Source organism: Paracoccus contaminans, from assembly GCF_002105555.1.
GTDB lineage: Bacteria > Pseudomonadota > Alphaproteobacteria > Rhodobacterales > Rhodobacteraceae > Paracoccus > Paracoccus contaminans.
This window is the reverse complement of record NZ_CP020612.1, coordinates 1670069-1686525: the sequence shown is the minus strand read 5'-3', so window position 1 is coordinate 1686525 and position 16457 is coordinate 1670069. Positions and strand designations below refer to the sequence as shown.

The following is a 16457-nucleotide window of genomic DNA, read 5'->3' as shown; positions in this document are numbered from 1 at the left end:
GGGCACCTGCCCTGCGGCGCAGTGCCGGCGCAAGGCCCCGGCCTGCGCGGCCTGCCCCGTGCCCTGCGCGCCGCGCGTGGCGGCACCCTGCGGGGGCCCTGCCTGCGCCGCTCAGCCCCGGCCGTGCGGCGCGTCCCAGTCGATCACGGGGTTGATCGGGATGATCCCGAAGGGGTTCAGGTCCGGGTGGCTGCGGTAATAGTGGTTGACGATGTGATCCTGCCGCACCGTCGCGGCGATGCCGGGCATCTGGTAAAGCTCGCGCGTCCAGCCCCACAGGCTGGGATAATCGCGCAGCCAGGCCCGGTTGCACCTGAAATGGGTGTGATAGACGGTGTCAAATCGCACCGCGCTGGTGAACATGCGCCAGTCGGCCTCGGTCAGCCGGTCGCCGGTCAGATAACGCTGGCGCGACAGCAGATCATCCGCCCAGGCCATGGCGGCAAAGACGCGCGGCGCGGCCTCGTCATAGGCGGCCTGGGTCGAGGCAAAGCCGGCCCGGTAAACGCCGTTGTTGAAATCGGGATAGACGCGATCGTTCACCGCCTCGATCGCGGGGCGCAGATCCTTTGGCCAGTAATGCACCCTGCTGCCGGTCAGCGCGTCGAAGGCGCTGTCGAACATGCGGATGATCTCGCTCGATTCGTTCGACACGATGGTGCCGCGCTCCTTGTCCCACAGCACCGGGACAGTGACCTTGCCGGTCATGTGCGGATCGGCGCGCAGGTAGATGTCGCGCAGAAAGGCCGATCCGAACAGCCGGTCCCCGGTGGCGCCGTCGAAACCCTCGGCAAAGGTCCAGCCGTCCTCGCCCATCACCGGATGGACGACCGACACGTCGATATGGGGGGCCAGCGCCTTGAGTTCGCGGAAGATCAGCGTCCGGTGCGCCCAGGGGCAGGCATATGAGACGAACAGGTGATAGCGCCCGCTTTGCGCCGCAAACCCGCCATCCCCCGATGGGCCGGGCGCGCCGTCCGGCGTGATCCAGCTGCGAAAGCCCGCCTGCTGGCGCTTGTAGCTTCCCTCGCCCCTGGCCGCGCCCACGCTGCCTTTTGTCCAGACCCCGTCAACAAGCTGGCCCATCTGCTTTCCCTTCCGCGCGCCCGGCGCTAGATTTCGGGCCATGTTCACCCTTGCCACCTGGAACATCAACTCCGTCCGCCTGCGGGCCGGCCTTGTCGCCCGCCTGCTGGGCGACGAGGCGCCCGACATCCTGTGCCTGCAGGAATGCAAGTCGCCCGTGGAGAAGATCCCGGTCGAGATGTTCCAGGCGCTGGGTTATCGCTGGATCGTGGCGCGCGGGCAGAAGGGGTATAACGGCGTCGCCATCCTGTCGCGCCTGCCCATCGAGGATGCCGGGCACCGCGACCATGCGCGGCTGGGCCATGCGCGCCATGTCGCGGCGCGGCTGCCCTCGGGCGTCATCATCCACAATGTCTATGTGCCCGCCGGCGGCGACGAGCCGGACCGGACCGTCAATGTCAAGTTCGGGCAGAAGCTGGATTTTCTGACCGACATGCGCGACGCCTTCCGGGCCGACCGGCCGCAGCGGTCGATCCTGGTGGGCGATCTGAACATCGCCCCGCGCGAGGATGATGTCTGGTCGCACCGGCAGATGCTGAGGGTCGTCAGCCACACCCCTGTCGAGGTCGCCCATCTTGCCGATGCGCAGGAGGCGGGCGGATGGGTGGACATCACCCGCCAGGACATCCCCCAGGGTCCGCTCTACAGCTGGTGGTCCTATCGGGCGCGCGATTGGGACAGCGCCGACCGCGGCCGCCGGCTGGACCATATCTGGGCCACGGGCGACATCGCCGCCGCGGGCCATGCCAGCCGCATCCTGCGGGCCGCGCGGGGCTGGGACCAGCCCAGCGACCACGTCCCGGTGCTTGCCAGCTTCGACCTGCCGGCGTGACGCCCCTTTCCGTCCCCCCTGCGGCAACCCATATTGTCGCCAACCCTTCCCTTCGCGGAGACTGACCACAATGCTGCTGCAAGGCTCGGGCGATGCGCCCGCCGCACCGAACACCGCCGATTTCATCAAGGACGTGACCGAGGCCGACTTCATGGCCGAGGTGATCGACGCCTCGATGCAGGTGCCGGTGATCGTCGATTTCTGGGCGAGCTGGTGCGGCCCGTGCAAGACGCTCGGCCCGCTGCTCGAGGCAGAGGTCGCCCGCCACAAGGGCCGTGTGCGCATGGCCAAAGTGGATGTGGACAAGAACCAGATGATCGCCGCGCAGCTGCGCGTGCAATCCATCCCGACCGTCTATGCCTTCTTCCAGGGCCAGCCGGTCGATGCCTTCCAGGGCGCCTTGCCGCAAAGCCAGGTCAGGCAGTTCGTGGACAAGCTGGCGGCCCTGGGCGGGGATGACGGGGGCCTTGGCGCCGCGCTCGAGGCGGCCGAGGCGATGCTGGCCGAGGGCGCGGCGGCCGATGCGGCCGAAACCTTTGCCGCCATCCTCGGCGAAGAGCCCGAAAACCCGCAGGCCTGGGGCGGCCTGATCCGCAGCCACCTGGCCGCGGGCGATGCCGATGCGGCCGAGGCCGCGCTGGCGCAGGTGCCCCCCGCCGCTGCCCATGCCGCCCCGGTCGAGGCCGCGCGCGCGCAGCTGGCCCTGGCCCGGCAGGCGCAAAGCGCCGGGCCGCTGGACGATCTGGAGCGGCGCGTGGCCGCCGATCCGGCCGATCATCAGGCGCGGCTCGACTATGCGACCGCCCTGCACGCCGCCGGCCGCTCGGCCGAGGCGATCGATCACCTGCTGGAATCCTTCCGCCGCGACCGCGACTGGAACGAGGGCGCCGCCAAGGCGCAGTTGCTGACCCTGTTCGACGCGCTGCCCGCAACCGACCCGCTGGTTCAGAAAGGACGGCGACGGCTTTCGTCGCTGATCTTCGCCTGACGATGCCGGGCAGCCTGCCGGCCCTGCCGGGCGTGGTGCCGCTGTTTCCCCTGCCGGGCGCGGTGCTGCTGCCGCGCACGCGGCTGCCGCTGCACATCTTCGAGCCGCGCTATCTGCAGATGATGGAGGATGTGCTGCGTTCGGGCGAGCGGCTGATCGGGATGATCCAGCCCATCGGCGAGGGGCTGGCCAATGTCGGCACCGCCGGCCGTGTCACCATGTTCTCCGAGGATGACGACGGGCGCATGATGATCTCGCTCAGGGCGGTGTCGCGTTTCCGGCTGGACGAGGTGATCGAGGGCTTCACCCCCTATCTGCGCGGCCGCGTGGACTGGGGCGGCTATGCCGCCGACCGCCGCACGGCCGAGCCGGACGACCCCGGCTTTGACCGGCCGGCCTTCATGGAACGGCTGGGGCGCTATATGGCGGCGCACAGCCTCTCCACCGATTGGAACGCGGCCGAGGAGGCGGGCAACGAGCTGCTCATCAACAGCCTGTCGATGCTGCTGCCGCTGGGGGTCGAGGAAAAGCAGGCCCTGATCGAGGCCCCGACCCTGGCCGAGCGGCGGGCGATCCTGGACGGGCTGATGGAATATGCGCTGCATGGCGGCGACGATGAAAGGCTGCACTGACCCATGACCGACAGCCCCCAGGCCCAGGGCGATTTCCCGTCCCCGGGAACGGCGCCGCCCGATCACCGGCTCGCGCCCCCCCTGTTTGATCGCCACATGCTCGAGGCGCTGGTCTGCCCGCTGACCCATGGCCGGCTGGATTATGACGCGGCGCGGCAGGAGCTTGTGTCGCAGGCCGCGGGGCTGGCCTTTCCAATCCGGGACGGCATCCCCATCATGCTGATCGGCGAGGCGCGGCAGATCAAGGCCGACTGACACCCGCCCCCGCGAACGCCCCCTGCCCTTCGGCCCGGACGCCGACCCCGTCAGGCAACCGCCCTGCCCCCATAAGGGGCGGGCGGGTCAAAGCCCCGCGTCCTCGTTTGCGCCGATCATCAGGTTGAGGTTCTGCACCGCCGCGCCGGATGCGCCCTTGCCCAGATTGTCCAGCACCGCCACCAGCACCGCGCAGCCGTTCTCGTCGCTGCCATGCACCGACAGTTCCAGCCCGTTGGTGCCGTTCAGCGCGGTGGGAACGACGCGGGCTGCCGGATCGACCACGCGGACAAAGCGGCTGCCCGCGTAATGGCCCGCCAGCGCGGCCCGCAGCTCGGCAAGGCTGCGCCCGGCCAGCATCAGGGGGATCTGCACGATCATCCCCTGCGCAAAGTTGCCGACAGCGGGCGCAAAGACCGGCCGCCGCGTCATGCCGGCGCGCAGCATGATCTCGGGCAGGTGCTTGTGCGTCTGGCCCAGCGCATAGGCGAAATGCGCCGGGGCGGTCTCGGCCTCCATCTCGGCGATCATCTCCTTGCCGCCGCCGGTATAGCCTGACACCGCATTGATCGAGGCGATCTCGTCGGGCGCGACCATACCCGCGGCGATCAGCGGCGCGGCCAGCGCGATGGCGCCGGTGGCATAGCAGCCGGGGTTGGACACCAGCCGCGCAGCGGGGATGGCCGCGCGGGTTTGCGCCGACAGCTCGGGAAAGCCATAGACCCAGCCTTCGGCCACCCGGTGGGCGGTCGATGCGTCGATGAAGCGCGTGTCCAGCCCCTCGGCCAGCACCACCGCCTCGCGCGCGGCCTGGTCGGGCAGGCAGAGGATCGCGACATCGGCCGCGGCCAGCGCCTCGCGCCGGGCATCGGCATCCTTGCGGCGGGCAGGGTCGATCTGGATCAGGGCGATATCAGGGCGCGCCTGCAGACGCTCGCGGATCTGCAATCCGGTTGTGCCGGCCTCGCCGTCGATGAAAACCCTGTGCATCATCCAGTCCCCCCAAAGCCGCAGCGCCCCTCGCCGCGCAGATGCGCCGCCCCCGCCGTTTGCCGTGCGGCGCCGGCCCATGCAAGGGCCGCGCGCGTCCGGGGGCCGACAGCCCGCCGATGGCCCGCCGCCCCTTGGGGCCGGTGCAGGCCGGGTTCCAAAGGCGCGCCGGGCCTCAGGTGCAGGCCGGCCGCGGCCGGCATCGGCGCGGTGCCGCCCGCCGCCGCAAAAGGCGCCCGGCCCAGCCACACCGCGTAATGAAACCACGCCCGCGGCCCCGGCGGCGCGTGCTAGGCTGCCAGGCGGGTCTTGAGGAAATCAAGCACCATGCGCTCCTCGGCGCGCAGGGCGGCACCCTCCAGCTCCTCCTCGATCTCGGCCTGCAGTTCCAGCACCAGTTCATCGGCCAGATAGCTGTCGATGACCTGCGGATGGACATAGCATTTGCGGCAGATGGCCGGGGTATTGCCCAGACGGGCGGCGACCCGCTCGATCGCGGCGCGCACATTGCGTTTGGCGGCTGCGGCGCTGTCGGCCTTTTCGTATTCCGCCAGCGCGAGCGCGGCCAGCACAGTGCCCGTCCAGGTGCGGAAATCCTTGGCCGTGATGGCGGTGCCGGAAATCTCGCGCAGATAGGCATTCACGTCGCCCGAGGTGACCGCGCGGCGCTCGCCATCTTCGTCGAGATACTGGAACAGGTGCTGGCCCGGCAGTTCCTGGCTGGCCTTGACGATGCGCGCCACGCGCCGGTCACGCAGGCCCAGATCCCATTCCTTGCCCGACTTGCCCTTGAAGCGAAAGCGCATCTCGGAACCCGAAACCTTCACGTGCCGGTCGTTCAGCGTGGTCAGCCCGTGCGACTTGTTCTGCCGGACATAATCGGCATTGCCGACGCGGATCATGGTCGTTTCCAGCAGATGCACCACCGTGGCCAGCACCTTTTCGCGCGGCATCCCGCGCAGGCTCATGTCCCTGTCCACCCGCGCCCGCAGGCCGGGCAGGGCGGCGGCAAAGTCCAGCATGTGTTCATACTTGGTGCCGTCGCGCACCTCGCGGAAGCGGGGGTGATAGCGATACTGCTTGCGGCCCTTGGCATCGCGGCCGGTCGCCTGGATATGCCCGTTCGGATCGGGGCAGATCCACACATCGGCATAGGCTGGCGGGATCGCCAGCGAACGGATCCGGGCCAGCGTCTCCTTGTCCTTGACGGGCCGTCCGTCCAGCCCGCGATAGCTGAAGCCCTTGCCGGCGCGGCGGCGGGTGATGCCCGGCTCGGCATCGCTGACATAGACAAGGCCCGCGCTCTCGGCGGCATCCCGCGGATCGACGATGTTGCCCGATTCCGCTGCCATGCCCGCCCCCTCACCCGTGCCGCCCTGCTGCGAAGGCCACAACGCGCCGGCCCGCTGCCCGGTTCGCGCATCAGGGGGCTTCTTCTGCACCAAATATCCCGCGGGGGTCCGGGGGCGCGAAGCCCCCGGTCCGGCCGCGCGGCGGGGGCGCGGCGGCCCCGCCCGCCGGCCTTAGAAAAAGCCCAGCTTGGACGGAGAATAGCTGACCAGCATGTTCTTGGTCTGCTGATAGTGGTCCAGCATCATCTTGTGCGTCTCGCGCCCGATGCCCGACTGCTTGTAGCCGCCAAAGGCCGAATGCGCGGGATAAGCGTGATAGTTGTTCACCCACACGCGGCCCGCCTTGATCCCGCGGCCCATCCGGTAGCAGGTGTTCATGTCGCGGCTCCACACGCCCGCGCCCAGACCATACAGCGTGTCATTGGCGATCGACAGGGCCTCGGCCTCGTCCTTGAAGGTCGTGACCGACACCACGGGGCCGAAGATCTCCTCCTGGAAGATGCGCATCTTGTTGGTGCCGCGGAAGATCGTCGGCTTGATGTAATAGCCCGACGACAGCTCGCCCCCCAGGTCGGCAGCCCCGCCCCCGGTCAGCACCTCGGCACCCTCGTTCCGGCCGATGTCCAGATAGGAACGGATCTTGTCGTGCTGTTCCTTGCTGGCCTGCGCGCCGATCATGGTGTCGGCCTGGCGGGGGTCGCCCTGCTTGATCGCCTCGGTCCGCTTGACCGCCTTTTCCATGAACCGCTCATAGATCGATTCCTGCACCAGCACGCGCGAGGGACAGGTGCAGACCTCGCCCTGGTTCAGCGCGAACATGGTGAAGCCTTCCAGCGCCTTGTCGAGGAAATCGTCATCCTCGCGCGCCACGTCGGCAAAGAACACGTTGGGCGACTTGCCGCCCAGTTCCAGCGTCACGGGGATCAGGTTCTGCGAGGCATACTGCATGATCAGCCGCCCCGTCGACGTCTCGCCGGTAAAGGCGATCTTGGCGATCCGGTCCGAGGACGCCAGCGGCTTGCCTGCCTCGAGTCCGAAGCCGTTGACGATGTTCAGAACGCCCGCCGGCAGCAGATCGCCGATCAGCTCGGCCCAGACCATGATCGAGGCCGGTGTCTGTTCGGCTGGTTTCAGCACCACGCAGTTGCCCGCCGCCAGCGCCGGGGCCAGCTTCCAGCAGGCCATCAGCAGCGGAAAGTTCCACGGGATGATCTGCCCGACGACGCCCAGCGGCTCGTGGAAGTGATAGGCGACGGTGTTGTCGTCGATCTGCGACAGGCTGCCTTCCTGAGCGCGCAGCACGCCCGCGAAATAGCGAAAATGGTCGATCGCCAGCGGCACGTCGGCGGCCATCGTCTCGCGGATCGGCTTGCCGTTGTCCCATGTCTCGGCCGTGGCGAGCAGTTCGAGGTTCGCCTCCATCCGGTCGGCGATCTTCAGCAGGATGGTCGATCGTTCCTGCACGCTGGTCCGGCCCCAGTCGTCGGCGGCCTTGTGCGCGGCGTCCAGCGCCAGGCCGATGTCCGCCTCGTCCGAACGGGCGATCTCGCCCATGTCCATCCCGGTGATGGGGGTCGCGTTCTGGAAATAGCGCCCGCTGACCGGCGGCACCCACTTGCCGCCGATGAAATTGTCATAGCGTTTGGCAAAGGGCATGTTGCTGACCCCCTTGAAGGGGTGGGTCTGGTCGTTGGGCATCGCTCATCCTCCGTTCGCCCGGTCCTCCTCCGGGCAAGGGGATGCTGCGCCCGCGGGGTGCGTCGGTCAATCGGCGATAAGGGGGAGAGGCGAAAACAGGACGGCCCGCCCTGCCCCCTGCCTCTGCCCCCTGCCGGCCCCCGTCGCCTCGGCCTGCCTGTGCCGCTGCGAGCCTCACCCGGAACGCAGGGGCAGGGCCTGCCCCCCGGCCAGGCGGGCAGAGGGCGGCTCATTCCCATTCCATCTCGGCCCAAGCAGCGGCGGCATTGCGGGCGGTGGTCGCCTCGAAATCGGCCCATCCCGGCGCCAGCGGGGCCATCGCCGCCATGATCGCCGGAACCGCCCCGGACAGGCCCTGGCCTGTGTCCAGCGCGGCCCGCACCGCATCCCGCAGCGCGGCAAGATAGCGGCCCTCATCGGCCGTTGCCGCGACCAGCGATGCCGCCACCGGCCCGTGGCCCGGCACCACATGGGCCGTATCGGCCGCCGGCGCGGCCAGCCAGGCCAGCCAGCCGGACAGCGAGGCATCGACAACGGGTGTCAGCCCGCGGAACACCAGATCGCCCGTGAACAGCGTGCCTGATCGCGAATCGCGCACCGTCAGGTCGGTATCGGTATGCGCGGCCGGCACCGGGGTCAGCGTCAGCGCCGTCCCGCCCAGCTCGATCACCGTTTCATCCGCGACGGTCCGGGCCGGATCGATCAGCGCCGTTCCCGCCCATGCCGATGCGCCGATCTGGGCGGGGATCGTTTCCATCCAGGCCGCGCGGCGCCGCGCCAGCGCCGCGGGCAGGCGCGCATCGGCGATCACCTCGCCCCCCGCCTCGGCAAAGACCTCGGCGCCCGCGATGTGGTCGGGGTGCATATGGGTCAGGATGACCGGGCCGATCGGCAGGCCGGTGCGCGCGCGGATCGCCGCCAGCAGCGCCTCGCCCTGCTCGCGCGTGCCACCTGGGTCGATCACGGCCACCTGCCGCTCGCCGATGACCACGCCGAGATTGGCGATACGCCCGCGATTGGCCGGCGACAGCGGCTCATCCGCGCCCCGGCTGACCAGGACGCCCGGCGCGATCTCGATCAGCGCCAGCGCCGGGGCGGCGTCAAGGGGCGCGCAGGTCCAGCCCCGCCCCGTCAGGCCGGGATGCGCGGCCAGCCAGGCCGCCGCTGCCGATTCGCCCGCCGTGCGGCAGGCGGCCATGTCCGCCCCCGCCCCCGCCGGCAGCAGCCGGGGCGCGCAGTCATGCGGCGCGGCGGCAAGGCAGGCGGTCAGGACGGGCACGAACATGGCGATCCCCAAAAGGCGGCATGCACCCCATGATGCGCGCCCGGCCGCAGGGCCGCCCCTGAAATCCGCGCGCCTGCGACCTTGGTCGGGTTGCCTGATGCGCTGGCAGGCTTACGCTTGCCCCATCCGCGCCGCCCAGAAAGGCCGAAGGCCACCATGATCGCATCCCGCCTGCTTCTCGCCGCAGCCGCCCTGGGGCTGCTTGCCGGGGCGGCCCCTGCGGCCGACAACCCGATGCGCCCCTCGCCTGCCTGGGACGAGATGCGGCTTGCCGTGATCGGGACGGAAACCGAACCGCCCGTCGATCCTGCCATCCTGAACCTTGAGGCGCCGATGCGGGCCGACAATCCCGCGCTGGTCCCCGTCCGCGTGACCCAGCCGCCCGGCGCGCCTCCGATCGCCCGGCTTGCGCTGGTGATCGACCAGAACCCCGCGCCTGTTGCCGCCGAATTCACCTTCGGCCCTGCCGCCGCGCCGCTGGACCTTGAACTGCGGGTCCGCGTCAACGCCTATTCCGATGTGCGCGCCATCGCCACGCTGAATGATGGACGGCAGGTGATGGCGGGGCGCTTCGTCAAGGCATCGGGCGGCTGCGCGGCGCCCGCCGGCCGCTCGGGCGAGGATGCGCGCAAGGACATCGGCGCGATGCGCTGGAAATCCGAACCCGTGGGAACGCGCGCCATGGGCCAGCTGATGATCCGCCACCCGAATTTTTCGGGGCTGCAGCGCGATCAGGTCACGCTGCTGGACATCCCGGCCGAGTTCGTCCGCACCATCGCCGTCAAGCAGGGCGATGCCCTGCTGATGACAATGGAGGGCGGCATCTCGATTTCTGAAAACCCCGTCTTTCGCCTGGCCTATGCGCCGAACGGCCAGCCCGTCACCGTCCATGCCGAGGATACCGAGGGGCGCGTCTTTGACCGGCAGTTCCCGCAAGGCGCGAACTGACCCGCTTGCATGGCCCTCGTCCGGCTGGCAGGTTGCCGCCCGGCCGGATCAGGGGGATGATGATGGACAGGTGCAAATTGGGCGAAATCGAGGTCAGCGCGGTCTGCCTCGGCACGATGACCTTCGGCAAGGATACGCCCCAGGATGCGGCCTTCGCCCAGATGGACCGGGCGGTCGCGGCCGGGATCACCTTTTTCGACACGGCCGAGATGTATCCGGTCAACCCCGCGACCGCCGCGACCCATGGGCACAGCGAGGAGGTGATCGGCGCCTGGCTGGCCGCCCGCGGCGCCCGCGACCGCGTCGAGATCGCCACCAAGATCAGCGGGCCGAACGGCGGGCACAGCCGCGGCGGCCAGGGATTTGCGCCCGACAACATCGCCCAGGCGGTGGACGATTCGCTGCGCCGCCTGCGGACGGACGTGATCGACCTCTACCAGCTGCACTGGCCCAAGCGGGGCGGCTATGCGTTCCGCCAGAACTGGACGTTTGATCCGCGCGGCAGCTCGAAGGCGCGGGTTGAGGACCACATGGACGGCATCCTTGCCGCGATGAAGGATGTGGTGGCGGCGGGCAAGGTGCGCGCCTTCGGCCTGTCCAACGAATCGGCCTGGGGCACGATGTCCTGGCTGGCCGCGGCGGAACGCACCGGCGGGCCGCGGGTGGTGGCAATCCAGAACGAATACGGCCCCCTCTGCCGCCTTTATGACACCGACCTGGCCGAACTGGGCCAGAAGGAGGATGTTACGCTGCTGGCCTATTCGCCGCTGGCCGCGGGGCTGCTGACCGGAAAATATGCCGGCGGCGCGATCCCGCCGGGCAGCCGGGCGGATGTGGACTGCCGGCACGGCGGCAAGGGCGATCTGGGCGGCCGCCGCACCGACCGGGCGCTGGCCGCCGCCGCCGCCTGGGGGGACATGGCGCGCGATCTGGGGCTCGACCCCGTGCATGCGGCCATCGCCTTTGTCCGCCAGCGGCCCTTCCCTGTGATCCCGATCATCGGGGCGACGCATACGGACCAGCTTGACCACCTGATCGCCGGGCTGGGCCTGCGGCTGGACGCCGAGGCGGACAAGGCCATCGACGCCTTTCACCGCGCCCATCCCCTGCCTTATTGACGCAGCGGCGGGGTTGCGCCGGGGCGCGCGCGCCCCGCATCATCGGCCCATCCTAGAGCGGGGAAATCCGATGCTGCCGCCCATCCTGTCGAATCTGCGCCTACCGGTCGTGGCCTCGCCCATGTTCATCGTCTCGGTGCCCGATCTTGTCATCGCCCAGTGCAAGGCGGGCATCGTCGGCAGCTTTCCCGCGCTGAACGCGCGCGAGGCCGAGGGCGAGCCGCCGCTGCTTGAAGCCTGGCTGACGCGCATCACCGAGGAACTGGACCGGCACAACCAGGCCAATCCCGACCGCCCCGCCGCGCCCTTTGCCGTCAACCAGATCGTCCACCGCTCCAATGCGCGGCTGGACCGGGATGTCGAGATCTGCCACCGCCACCGCGTCCCGATCTGGATCACCAGCCTGGGCGCGCGCCCCGAGGTGAACGAGGCCGCCCATGACTGCGGCGCGATCACGCTGCATGATGTCATCACCCCGACCTTTGCCCGCAAGGCGCTGGACAAGGGCGCGGACGGGCTGATCGCGGTCGCGGCCGGGGCGGGCGGGCATGCGGGCAGCCTGTCGCCCTTTGCGCTGATCCAGGAAATCCGCAGCTTCTTCGACGGGCCGCTGCTGCTGTCGGGCTCGATCGCCACCGGGGGGGCGATCCTTGCTGCGCAGGCCATGGGCGCCGATCTGGCCTATATCGGCAGCCCCTTCATCGCCGCCGCCGAGGCGAATGCCGATCCCGCCTACAAGCAGATGATCGTCGATTGCGGGGCCGAGGACATCGTCTATTCGCCCCTGTTCACGGGGGTGCACGGCAATTATCTCAAACCCTCGATCCGGGCCGCGGGGCTGGACCCGGACGCGCTGGACAGCGCGGACGCCTCGGCGATGAACTTCGGCCGGGGCGATGCCGGCGCCAAGCCCAAGGCATGGAGCCAGATCTGGGGATCGGGCCAGGGGATCGGCGCGGTCCGTTCGGTGCAGCCCGCCGCCGCGCTGATCGAAGGGCTGGCCGCGCAATATGCCGCGGCGCGCCGGGGGCTGTGCGCCGGCTGACCGCCGGATGGCGGGGCAAGGGGCGGCTTGCCGCCGCCCCGTCCGCTCAGTGCGAATCGGCCGCCGCTGCGGCACGGCGGATTTCCTCGGTATCCGCGCTGCGCGCGCCGTTGAAGAACCAGTTGAGCAGCACCGCCGCGATCGCCGCGAGCAGGATGCCCGAATGGGCCAGCACCCGGAACGAGGCCGGCAGCCACTGATCGAAATCGGGTGCGATCACCGGCACCAGCCCAAGGCCCAGCGCCACCGCCAGAACCAGCGCATTGTGGCGGTTGGAGACGAAATCCACCCGCGCCAGGATGCGCACCCCGGTCGCCGCGACCATGCCGAACATGACCAGCCCCGCCCCGCCCAGAACAACGGTCGGCAGCGCCTCGACCAGCGCGCCCATCTTGGGGATCAGGCCCAGCAGCATCATGATGACCCCGCCCGCCACGCAGACATAGCGCGACCGGACGCCCGTCACCCCCACAAGCCCCACATTCTGCGAGAACGAGGTATAAGGAAAGGTGTTGAACAGCCCGCCCAGCAGCGTGCCGATGCCGTCCGCGCGCAGGCCGGCGGCCAGCCGCCGCTCGTCGATGCGCTGGCCCACCATGTCCCCCAGCGCCAGGAACATGCCGGTCGATTCGATCATCACCGTGACCATCACCAGCGTCATCGTCAGGATCATCATGGGATCGAAGGTCGGCGTGCCGAAATGAAAGGGCCGGATCGGTGCGAACCAGGCGGCCGAGGCGACCTTCTCGAAATGCATCAGCCCCAGCGACGCCGCCAGCACCCCGCCAACCAGGATGCCGACCAGAACCGCGATGTTGGAGACGAATCCACGCCCGAAACGCGCAATCAGCAGGATCGTGGCCAGCACGGCGGCGGCGATCCCGATATTGGTCAGCGAGGCGTAAAGCGGGTTGGCAACCGACGGCGCCAGCCTGATGCCGACCGGCGCGGTGCCCGCCGCGATCTGCGCATCCAGCCAGCTCTGCATCGCCGGATCGACCAGCTTCGGCGCTGTCGGCCCCTGCTGCAGGCCGAAGATCCAGTTGATCCCGATCGGCATCAGCGTGATGCCGATCGACAGGATCACCGTCCCCGTGACCAGCGGCGGAAAGAACCGCAGCATCCGGCTGACCACCGGGGCCATGAAGATCGAGATGATCCCCGCCGCGATCACCGCGCCGAACACGGCGCGCGCGCCGATTTCCCCCGGCGTCGCGCTGGCGATGGCGACCATCGGCCCGACCGAGGCGAAGGTGACGCCCATCATCACCGGCATCCTGACGCCGATCCACGGCCCCGCGCCCAGCGACTGGATAATCGAGGCGATGCCGCACACGAACAGGTCGGCCGAGATCAGGAAGGCCACGTCCTCGGGCGAAAGCTTCAGCGCCCGGCCGACGATCAGCGGCACGGCGATGGCGCCGGCATACATCACCAGCACATGTTGCAGCCCCAGCGCCAGCATGCGCGGCGCGGGCAGCACCTCGTCCACCGGATCGACCCTGCGGGCGGTTGCGGTCGGCTGTGTCATCATCTCTCCCTTGATTCGCGGCACTTGCGGCGCTGTATCGTGCAGGGTGGGCGATGCGGGGACGTCAACGCAAGGGTTTTGCCCCGCTTTCCACGATGTGGATTGCGCCCTGCCGCACCTTGCGCCAGCCTTGCGGCACCATGACACGCTCGCACAAAGCTTCCCCGGCCGCCCCTGCGGGCCGCCCGCGCAGATCCGCCCCGCCGGCAGAGGCGGGCGCGGGCCGGACCCCGAGCGCAAACCCCGCCGCCGGACAGGGGGCCGCTGGGGCCGCGGGCGCGGTAGATCGGGCGCTGGCGATTCTGGATGCGCTGGCGGCGCAGGACGGGCTGGCGCTGTCGGACCTGGCGCGCGGCCTGGGGCTGGCGCCCTCGACCACGCACCGGCTGCTGGGGGCGCTGGCGGCGCGGCGGCTGGCCGAGGTCGATGCGGCGACGCAGGGCTGGTCGGTCGGACCGGCCGCGGTCCGGCTGGGCGCGGCATTCCTGCGCCGGGGCGGGCTGGCCGAACGCGCCCGCCCCCTGCTGGACCGCCTGGCAGCCGACAGCGGCGAGACGGCGGTGCTGGTGGTGCCTGACGGCGATGCCGCACTGGTTGTGGCCGAGGCGGCGGGCGCGCCCAGCCTGCGGGTGGTCATGCCGCCCGGCACGCGCCTGCCCTATCACGCCAGTGCGGCCGGCAAGGCGCTGATCGCGCATCTGCCGCTGTCGCGGGTGCGCGTTCTGCTGGGCGCGGACGGCGCGCTGCCGGCGCTGACCCATCGCACCCTGACCGATGGGGGCGAGCTGATCGCCGACCTGGCGACGCTGCGCCACAGCGGCTGGCTGGCCGAACGGGACGAGGCCGCCGAAGGCCAGTCCGCGGTCGCCGCCCCGGTCTTTGGCGGGCTGGACGATCCGGTGGCCGCGCTGGCCCTGGCCGGGCCGTCGCTGCGGCTTGAGTCGCGCATGGCCGCGCTCGGCCCCGTTGTCTGCGCGGCAGCGCGGCAGCTGGGGGCGGCGCTTGGCGGCAGGCCCGCCGCGCAATAGGGCGGGCACTCCGGGCCGGCCTGACCGATGGGCAGGCCGGCCCGCCGGCGGCACACAGGCGCTGGCGGCAGGCATCGACGGCACGCCGCCCTGCCACGATGCGCGGCGTTGAAGCAGCGGGCATCCGCCACCGACATGCTGCAGGCCAAGACGCGATTGACCCTTGCCGCAGACGCGGACTGACCGGGCCGGGCCGGGCCGGGCAGCAGGTCAGGCGCGCAAGGGGGCTGGCCGCAAGAGCGACCGGCGGATCGGCGGGCAGTCGGGCGGCGGGTCGGCTGCTGGCGGGTCGGCGGGATGCGCGTCGAGGGATGCGCCTGCGGGGCGATGTGGGTGCGCAGGCCGGGTTTCGGCGCGCGGGGCAGCGGCAAGGCACCGGCCGGCGCATCCGATCCGGCGGCATCTTTCCGCCGCCGCAATGCAGGGATAGGGTGCATGGCGATGATGCAGACGCCCCCTTCACTCGCCGTTCTCGACGACGCGGACGAAATGCTGACCGCCGGGCTGGCGCGCGCCCTTGCGCCTTTACTGCGCCCCGGCGACACGCTGCTGCTGGACGGGCCGGTGGGCGCGGGCAAGACCCATTTCGCCCGCGCCCTCATCCGCGCCCGGCAGGGCGAGGCGGCCGAGGACGTGCCCAGCCCGACCTTCACCCTGGTCCAGACCTATGCCGATGCCGAGGGGACCGAGCTGTGGCATGCCGACCTCTATCGCCTGGCCGACCCCTCGGAACTGGCCGAACTTGGCCTTGACGAGGCGATGGGAACGGCGATCACGCTGATCGAATGGCCGGATCGGCTGGACCGGCCGCCCAAGGGCGCGCTGCGCGTGGCGCTGGCCCCCGCGGGGCCGGACCGGCGCCGCATCACCCTGTCCGGCGATCCACGGCGCTGGGGGGGCGCCGCGCGCGCCGCCGCGATGGCCCTGTTCCTGCACAGGGCCGGCCGGGCAGAGGCGCGCCTTTCCCCGCTGGCGGGCGATGCCTCGGCGCGGCGGTATTTCCGGCTGGCGGACGCGCAGGGCACGGCGGTGCTGATGGACGATGCCGCTGGCGCAGTCCGCCCCTATCTCGCCATGACCGGATGGCTGCGCGCGCGCGGCTTTCACGCCCCCGCGGTGCTGGCCGAGGACGAGGGCGCGGGATTTTTGCTGCTTGAGGATCTGGGCGACGATCTGGTCGCGCGGGTGCTGGAAAACCGGCCCGAGGCGGCCGGGGCGATCCATGACCGCATCACCGATCTGGTCGTCGATCTGCAACGCCATGCGCCGCCCCCCTTCGTTCCGGCGCTGGACGGGCCGGCGCTGGCCGATCAGGTCGGCCTGTTCGCCGACTGGTATGCCCCCGCCGCCGGGGCGGGGGACGCGGCGGCCGGGGTGGCCCCTGTCGTGGCCGCGCTGCATGCGGCACTGTGCGCGGCCGAGGCGCCCGTCCTGTCGCTGCGCGACTTTCACGCGGAAAACCTGGTCTGGCGGGGCGATGGCCCGCTGGGGCTGCTGGATTTTCAGGACGCGGTGGCGACCCATCCGGCCTATGAGCTGGCCTCGGCCCTGCAGGATGCCCGCCGCGACATCCCTCGGGCGATCGAGGAGCGGCAGATCGCCCGCTATCTTGCCGCGACCGGCAGGGACAAGGGGCGGTTCGCCGCCGCCTATGCCCTGATGGGGGCGC

Annotated in this window: 14 protein-coding genes and 1 pseudogene; 9 read left to right on the top strand and 6 right to left on the bottom strand. The window is 70.5% G+C overall.

The features are described from left to right. Positions 1–111: 111 nt before the first annotated feature. Positions 112–1086 carry a glutathione S-transferase family protein gene (locus tag B0A89_RS07945; protein ID WP_085377678.1) on the bottom strand — a complete coding sequence of 325 codons (975 nt, stop codon included), beginning with the start codon at positions 1084–1086 and terminating at the stop codon, positions 112–114. A 40-nt stretch (positions 1087–1126) separates the two neighbouring features. Here B0A89_RS07945 and B0A89_RS07940 point away from each other — a divergent pair, with 40 nt between their 5' ends. The 4 genes from B0A89_RS07940 (at position 1127) to B0A89_RS15155 (ending at position 3793) form a co-directional block, all read left to right on the top strand. Then, on the top strand, positions 1127–1918 hold the full coding sequence (locus B0A89_RS07940; RefSeq protein ID WP_085377677.1) for an exodeoxyribonuclease III: 792 nt from the start codon (positions 1127–1129) through the stop codon (positions 1916–1918). Positions 1919–1988: 70 nt separating this feature from the next. Then, on the top strand, positions 1989–2906 hold the full coding sequence (locus B0A89_RS07935) for a tetratricopeptide repeat protein (RefSeq protein WP_085377676.1): 918 nt from the start codon (positions 1989–1991) through the stop codon (positions 2904–2906). A 2-nt stretch (positions 2907–2908) separates the two neighbouring features. Beyond that, positions 2909–3538 carry an LON peptidase substrate-binding domain-containing protein gene (locus tag B0A89_RS07930; RefSeq protein WP_085377675.1) on the top strand — a complete coding sequence of 210 codons (630 nt, stop codon included), beginning with the start codon at positions 2909–2911 and terminating at the stop codon, positions 3536–3538. A gap of 96 nt (positions 3539–3634) precedes the next feature. Next, positions 3635–3793, top strand: coding sequence for a Trm112 family protein (locus B0A89_RS15155; protein WP_240558684.1), 159 nt, complete (start codon positions 3635–3637; stop codon positions 3791–3793). Positions 3794–3880: 87 nt separating this feature from the next. On the opposite strand, the gene argC is transcribed toward B0A89_RS15155, so the two are convergent. The 4 genes from argC to B0A89_RS07905 form a co-directional block, all read right to left on the bottom strand. After that, entirely contained in the window at positions 3881–4786 is a 906-nt protein-coding gene (gene argC / locus B0A89_RS07920; protein ID WP_085378833.1) for an N-acetyl-gamma-glutamyl-phosphate reductase, read from the bottom strand. Positions 4787–5073: 287 nt separating this feature from the next. After that, positions 5074–6135, bottom strand: a complete 1062-nt coding sequence (locus B0A89_RS07915) for a DNA topoisomerase IB (protein WP_085377673.1) — start codon at positions 6133–6135, stop codon at positions 5074–5076. Positions 6136–6306: 171 nt separating this feature from the next. Continuing rightward, a complete protein-coding gene (gene adh / locus B0A89_RS07910) occupies positions 6307–7833 on the bottom strand; it encodes an aldehyde dehydrogenase (RefSeq protein WP_085377672.1) in 1527 nt (508 codons plus the stop codon). A gap of 229 nt (positions 7834–8062) precedes the next feature. Then, the gene (locus tag B0A89_RS07905; RefSeq protein WP_085378832.1) at positions 8063–9118 is read right to left on the bottom strand and encodes a quinoprotein relay system zinc metallohydrolase 2; all 1056 of its coding nucleotides are present in this window, start codon (positions 9116–9118) and stop codon (positions 8063–8065) included. Positions 9119–9274: 156 nt separating this feature from the next. Here B0A89_RS07905 and B0A89_RS07900 point away from each other — a divergent pair, with 156 nt between their 5' ends. The 3 genes from B0A89_RS07900 to B0A89_RS07890 all read left to right on the top strand — a co-directional run bounded on the left by B0A89_RS07900 (position 9275) and on the right by B0A89_RS07890 (position 12229). Continuing rightward, positions 9275–10066: a quinoprotein dehydrogenase-associated SoxYZ-like carrier gene (locus B0A89_RS07900; protein ID WP_085377671.1), complete on the top strand. Its 792-nt coding sequence runs from the start codon at positions 9275–9277 to the stop codon at positions 10064–10066. A gap of 62 nt (positions 10067–10128) precedes the next feature. Beyond that, positions 10129–11184, top strand: a complete 1056-nt coding sequence (locus tag B0A89_RS07895) for an aldo/keto reductase (RefSeq protein WP_085378831.1) — start codon at positions 10129–10131, stop codon at positions 11182–11184. 70 nt (positions 11185–11254) lie between these two features. Continuing rightward, positions 11255–12229: an NAD(P)H-dependent flavin oxidoreductase gene (locus tag B0A89_RS07890; protein ID WP_085377670.1), complete on the top strand. Its 975-nt coding sequence runs from the start codon at positions 11255–11257 to the stop codon at positions 12227–12229. Between the two features lie 46 nt (positions 12230–12275). On the opposite strand, the gene B0A89_RS07885 is transcribed toward B0A89_RS07890, so the two are convergent. Then, positions 12276–13760, bottom strand: coding sequence for a nucleobase:cation symporter-2 family protein (locus tag B0A89_RS07885; protein WP_085378830.1), 1485 nt, complete (start codon positions 13758–13760; stop codon positions 12276–12278). 140 nt (positions 13761–13900) lie between these two features. On the opposite strand from B0A89_RS07885, the gene B0A89_RS07880 reads away from it, so the two are divergent. Further along, entirely contained in the window at positions 13901–14788 is an 888-nt protein-coding gene (locus tag B0A89_RS07880) for an IclR family transcriptional regulator (protein WP_169712147.1), read from the top strand. 297 nt (positions 14789–15085) lie between these two features. Further along, positions 15086–16366: pseudogene (gene tsaE / locus B0A89_RS07875) on the top strand (tRNA (adenosine(37)-N6)-threonylcarbamoyltransferase complex ATPase subunit type 1 TsaE); the annotation flags it as partial. Between the last annotated feature and the right edge of the window lie 91 nt (positions 16367–16457).

Excerpts from the sequence above, each read along its gene's own strand:
- B0A89_RS07945 (WP_085377678.1), bottom strand. The coding sequence starts at position 1,086 with ATGGGCCAGCTTGTTGACGGGGTCTGGACAAAAGGCAGCGTGGGCGCG.
- B0A89_RS07940 (WP_085377677.1), top strand. The coding sequence starts at position 1,127 with ATGTTCACCCTTGCCACCTGGAACATCAACTCCGTCCGCCTGCGGGCC.
- B0A89_RS07935 (WP_085377676.1), top strand. The coding sequence starts at position 1,989 with ATGCTGCTGCAAGGCTCGGGCGATGCGCCCGCCGCACCGAACACCGCC.
- B0A89_RS07930 (WP_085377675.1), top strand. The coding sequence starts at position 2,909 with ATGCCGGGCAGCCTGCCGGCCCTGCCGGGCGTGGTGCCGCTGTTTCCC.
- B0A89_RS15155 (WP_240558684.1), top strand. The coding sequence starts at position 3,635 with ATGCTCGAGGCGCTGGTCTGCCCGCTGACCCATGGCCGGCTGGATTAT.
- argC (WP_085378833.1), bottom strand. The coding sequence starts at position 4,786 with ATGATGCACAGGGTTTTCATCGACGGCGAGGCCGGCACAACCGGATTG.
- B0A89_RS07915 (WP_085377673.1), bottom strand. The coding sequence starts at position 6,135 with ATGGCAGCGGAATCGGGCAACATCGTCGATCCGCGGGATGCCGCCGAG.
- adh (WP_085377672.1), bottom strand. The coding sequence starts at position 7,833 with ATGCCCAACGACCAGACCCACCCCTTCAAGGGGGTCAGCAACATGCCC.
- B0A89_RS07905 (WP_085378832.1), bottom strand. The coding sequence starts at position 9,118 with ATGTTCGTGCCCGTCCTGACCGCCTGCCTTGCCGCCGCGCCGCATGAC.
- B0A89_RS07900 (WP_085377671.1), top strand. The coding sequence starts at position 9,275 with ATGATCGCATCCCGCCTGCTTCTCGCCGCAGCCGCCCTGGGGCTGCTT.
- B0A89_RS07895 (WP_085378831.1), top strand. The coding sequence starts at position 10,129 with ATGGACAGGTGCAAATTGGGCGAAATCGAGGTCAGCGCGGTCTGCCTC.
- B0A89_RS07890 (WP_085377670.1), top strand. The coding sequence starts at position 11,255 with ATGCTGCCGCCCATCCTGTCGAATCTGCGCCTACCGGTCGTGGCCTCG.
- B0A89_RS07885 (WP_085378830.1), bottom strand. The coding sequence starts at position 13,760 with ATGACACAGCCGACCGCAACCGCCCGCAGGGTCGATCCGGTGGACGAG.
- B0A89_RS07880 (WP_169712147.1), top strand. The coding sequence starts at position 13,901 with ATGACACGCTCGCACAAAGCTTCCCCGGCCGCCCCTGCGGGCCGCCCG.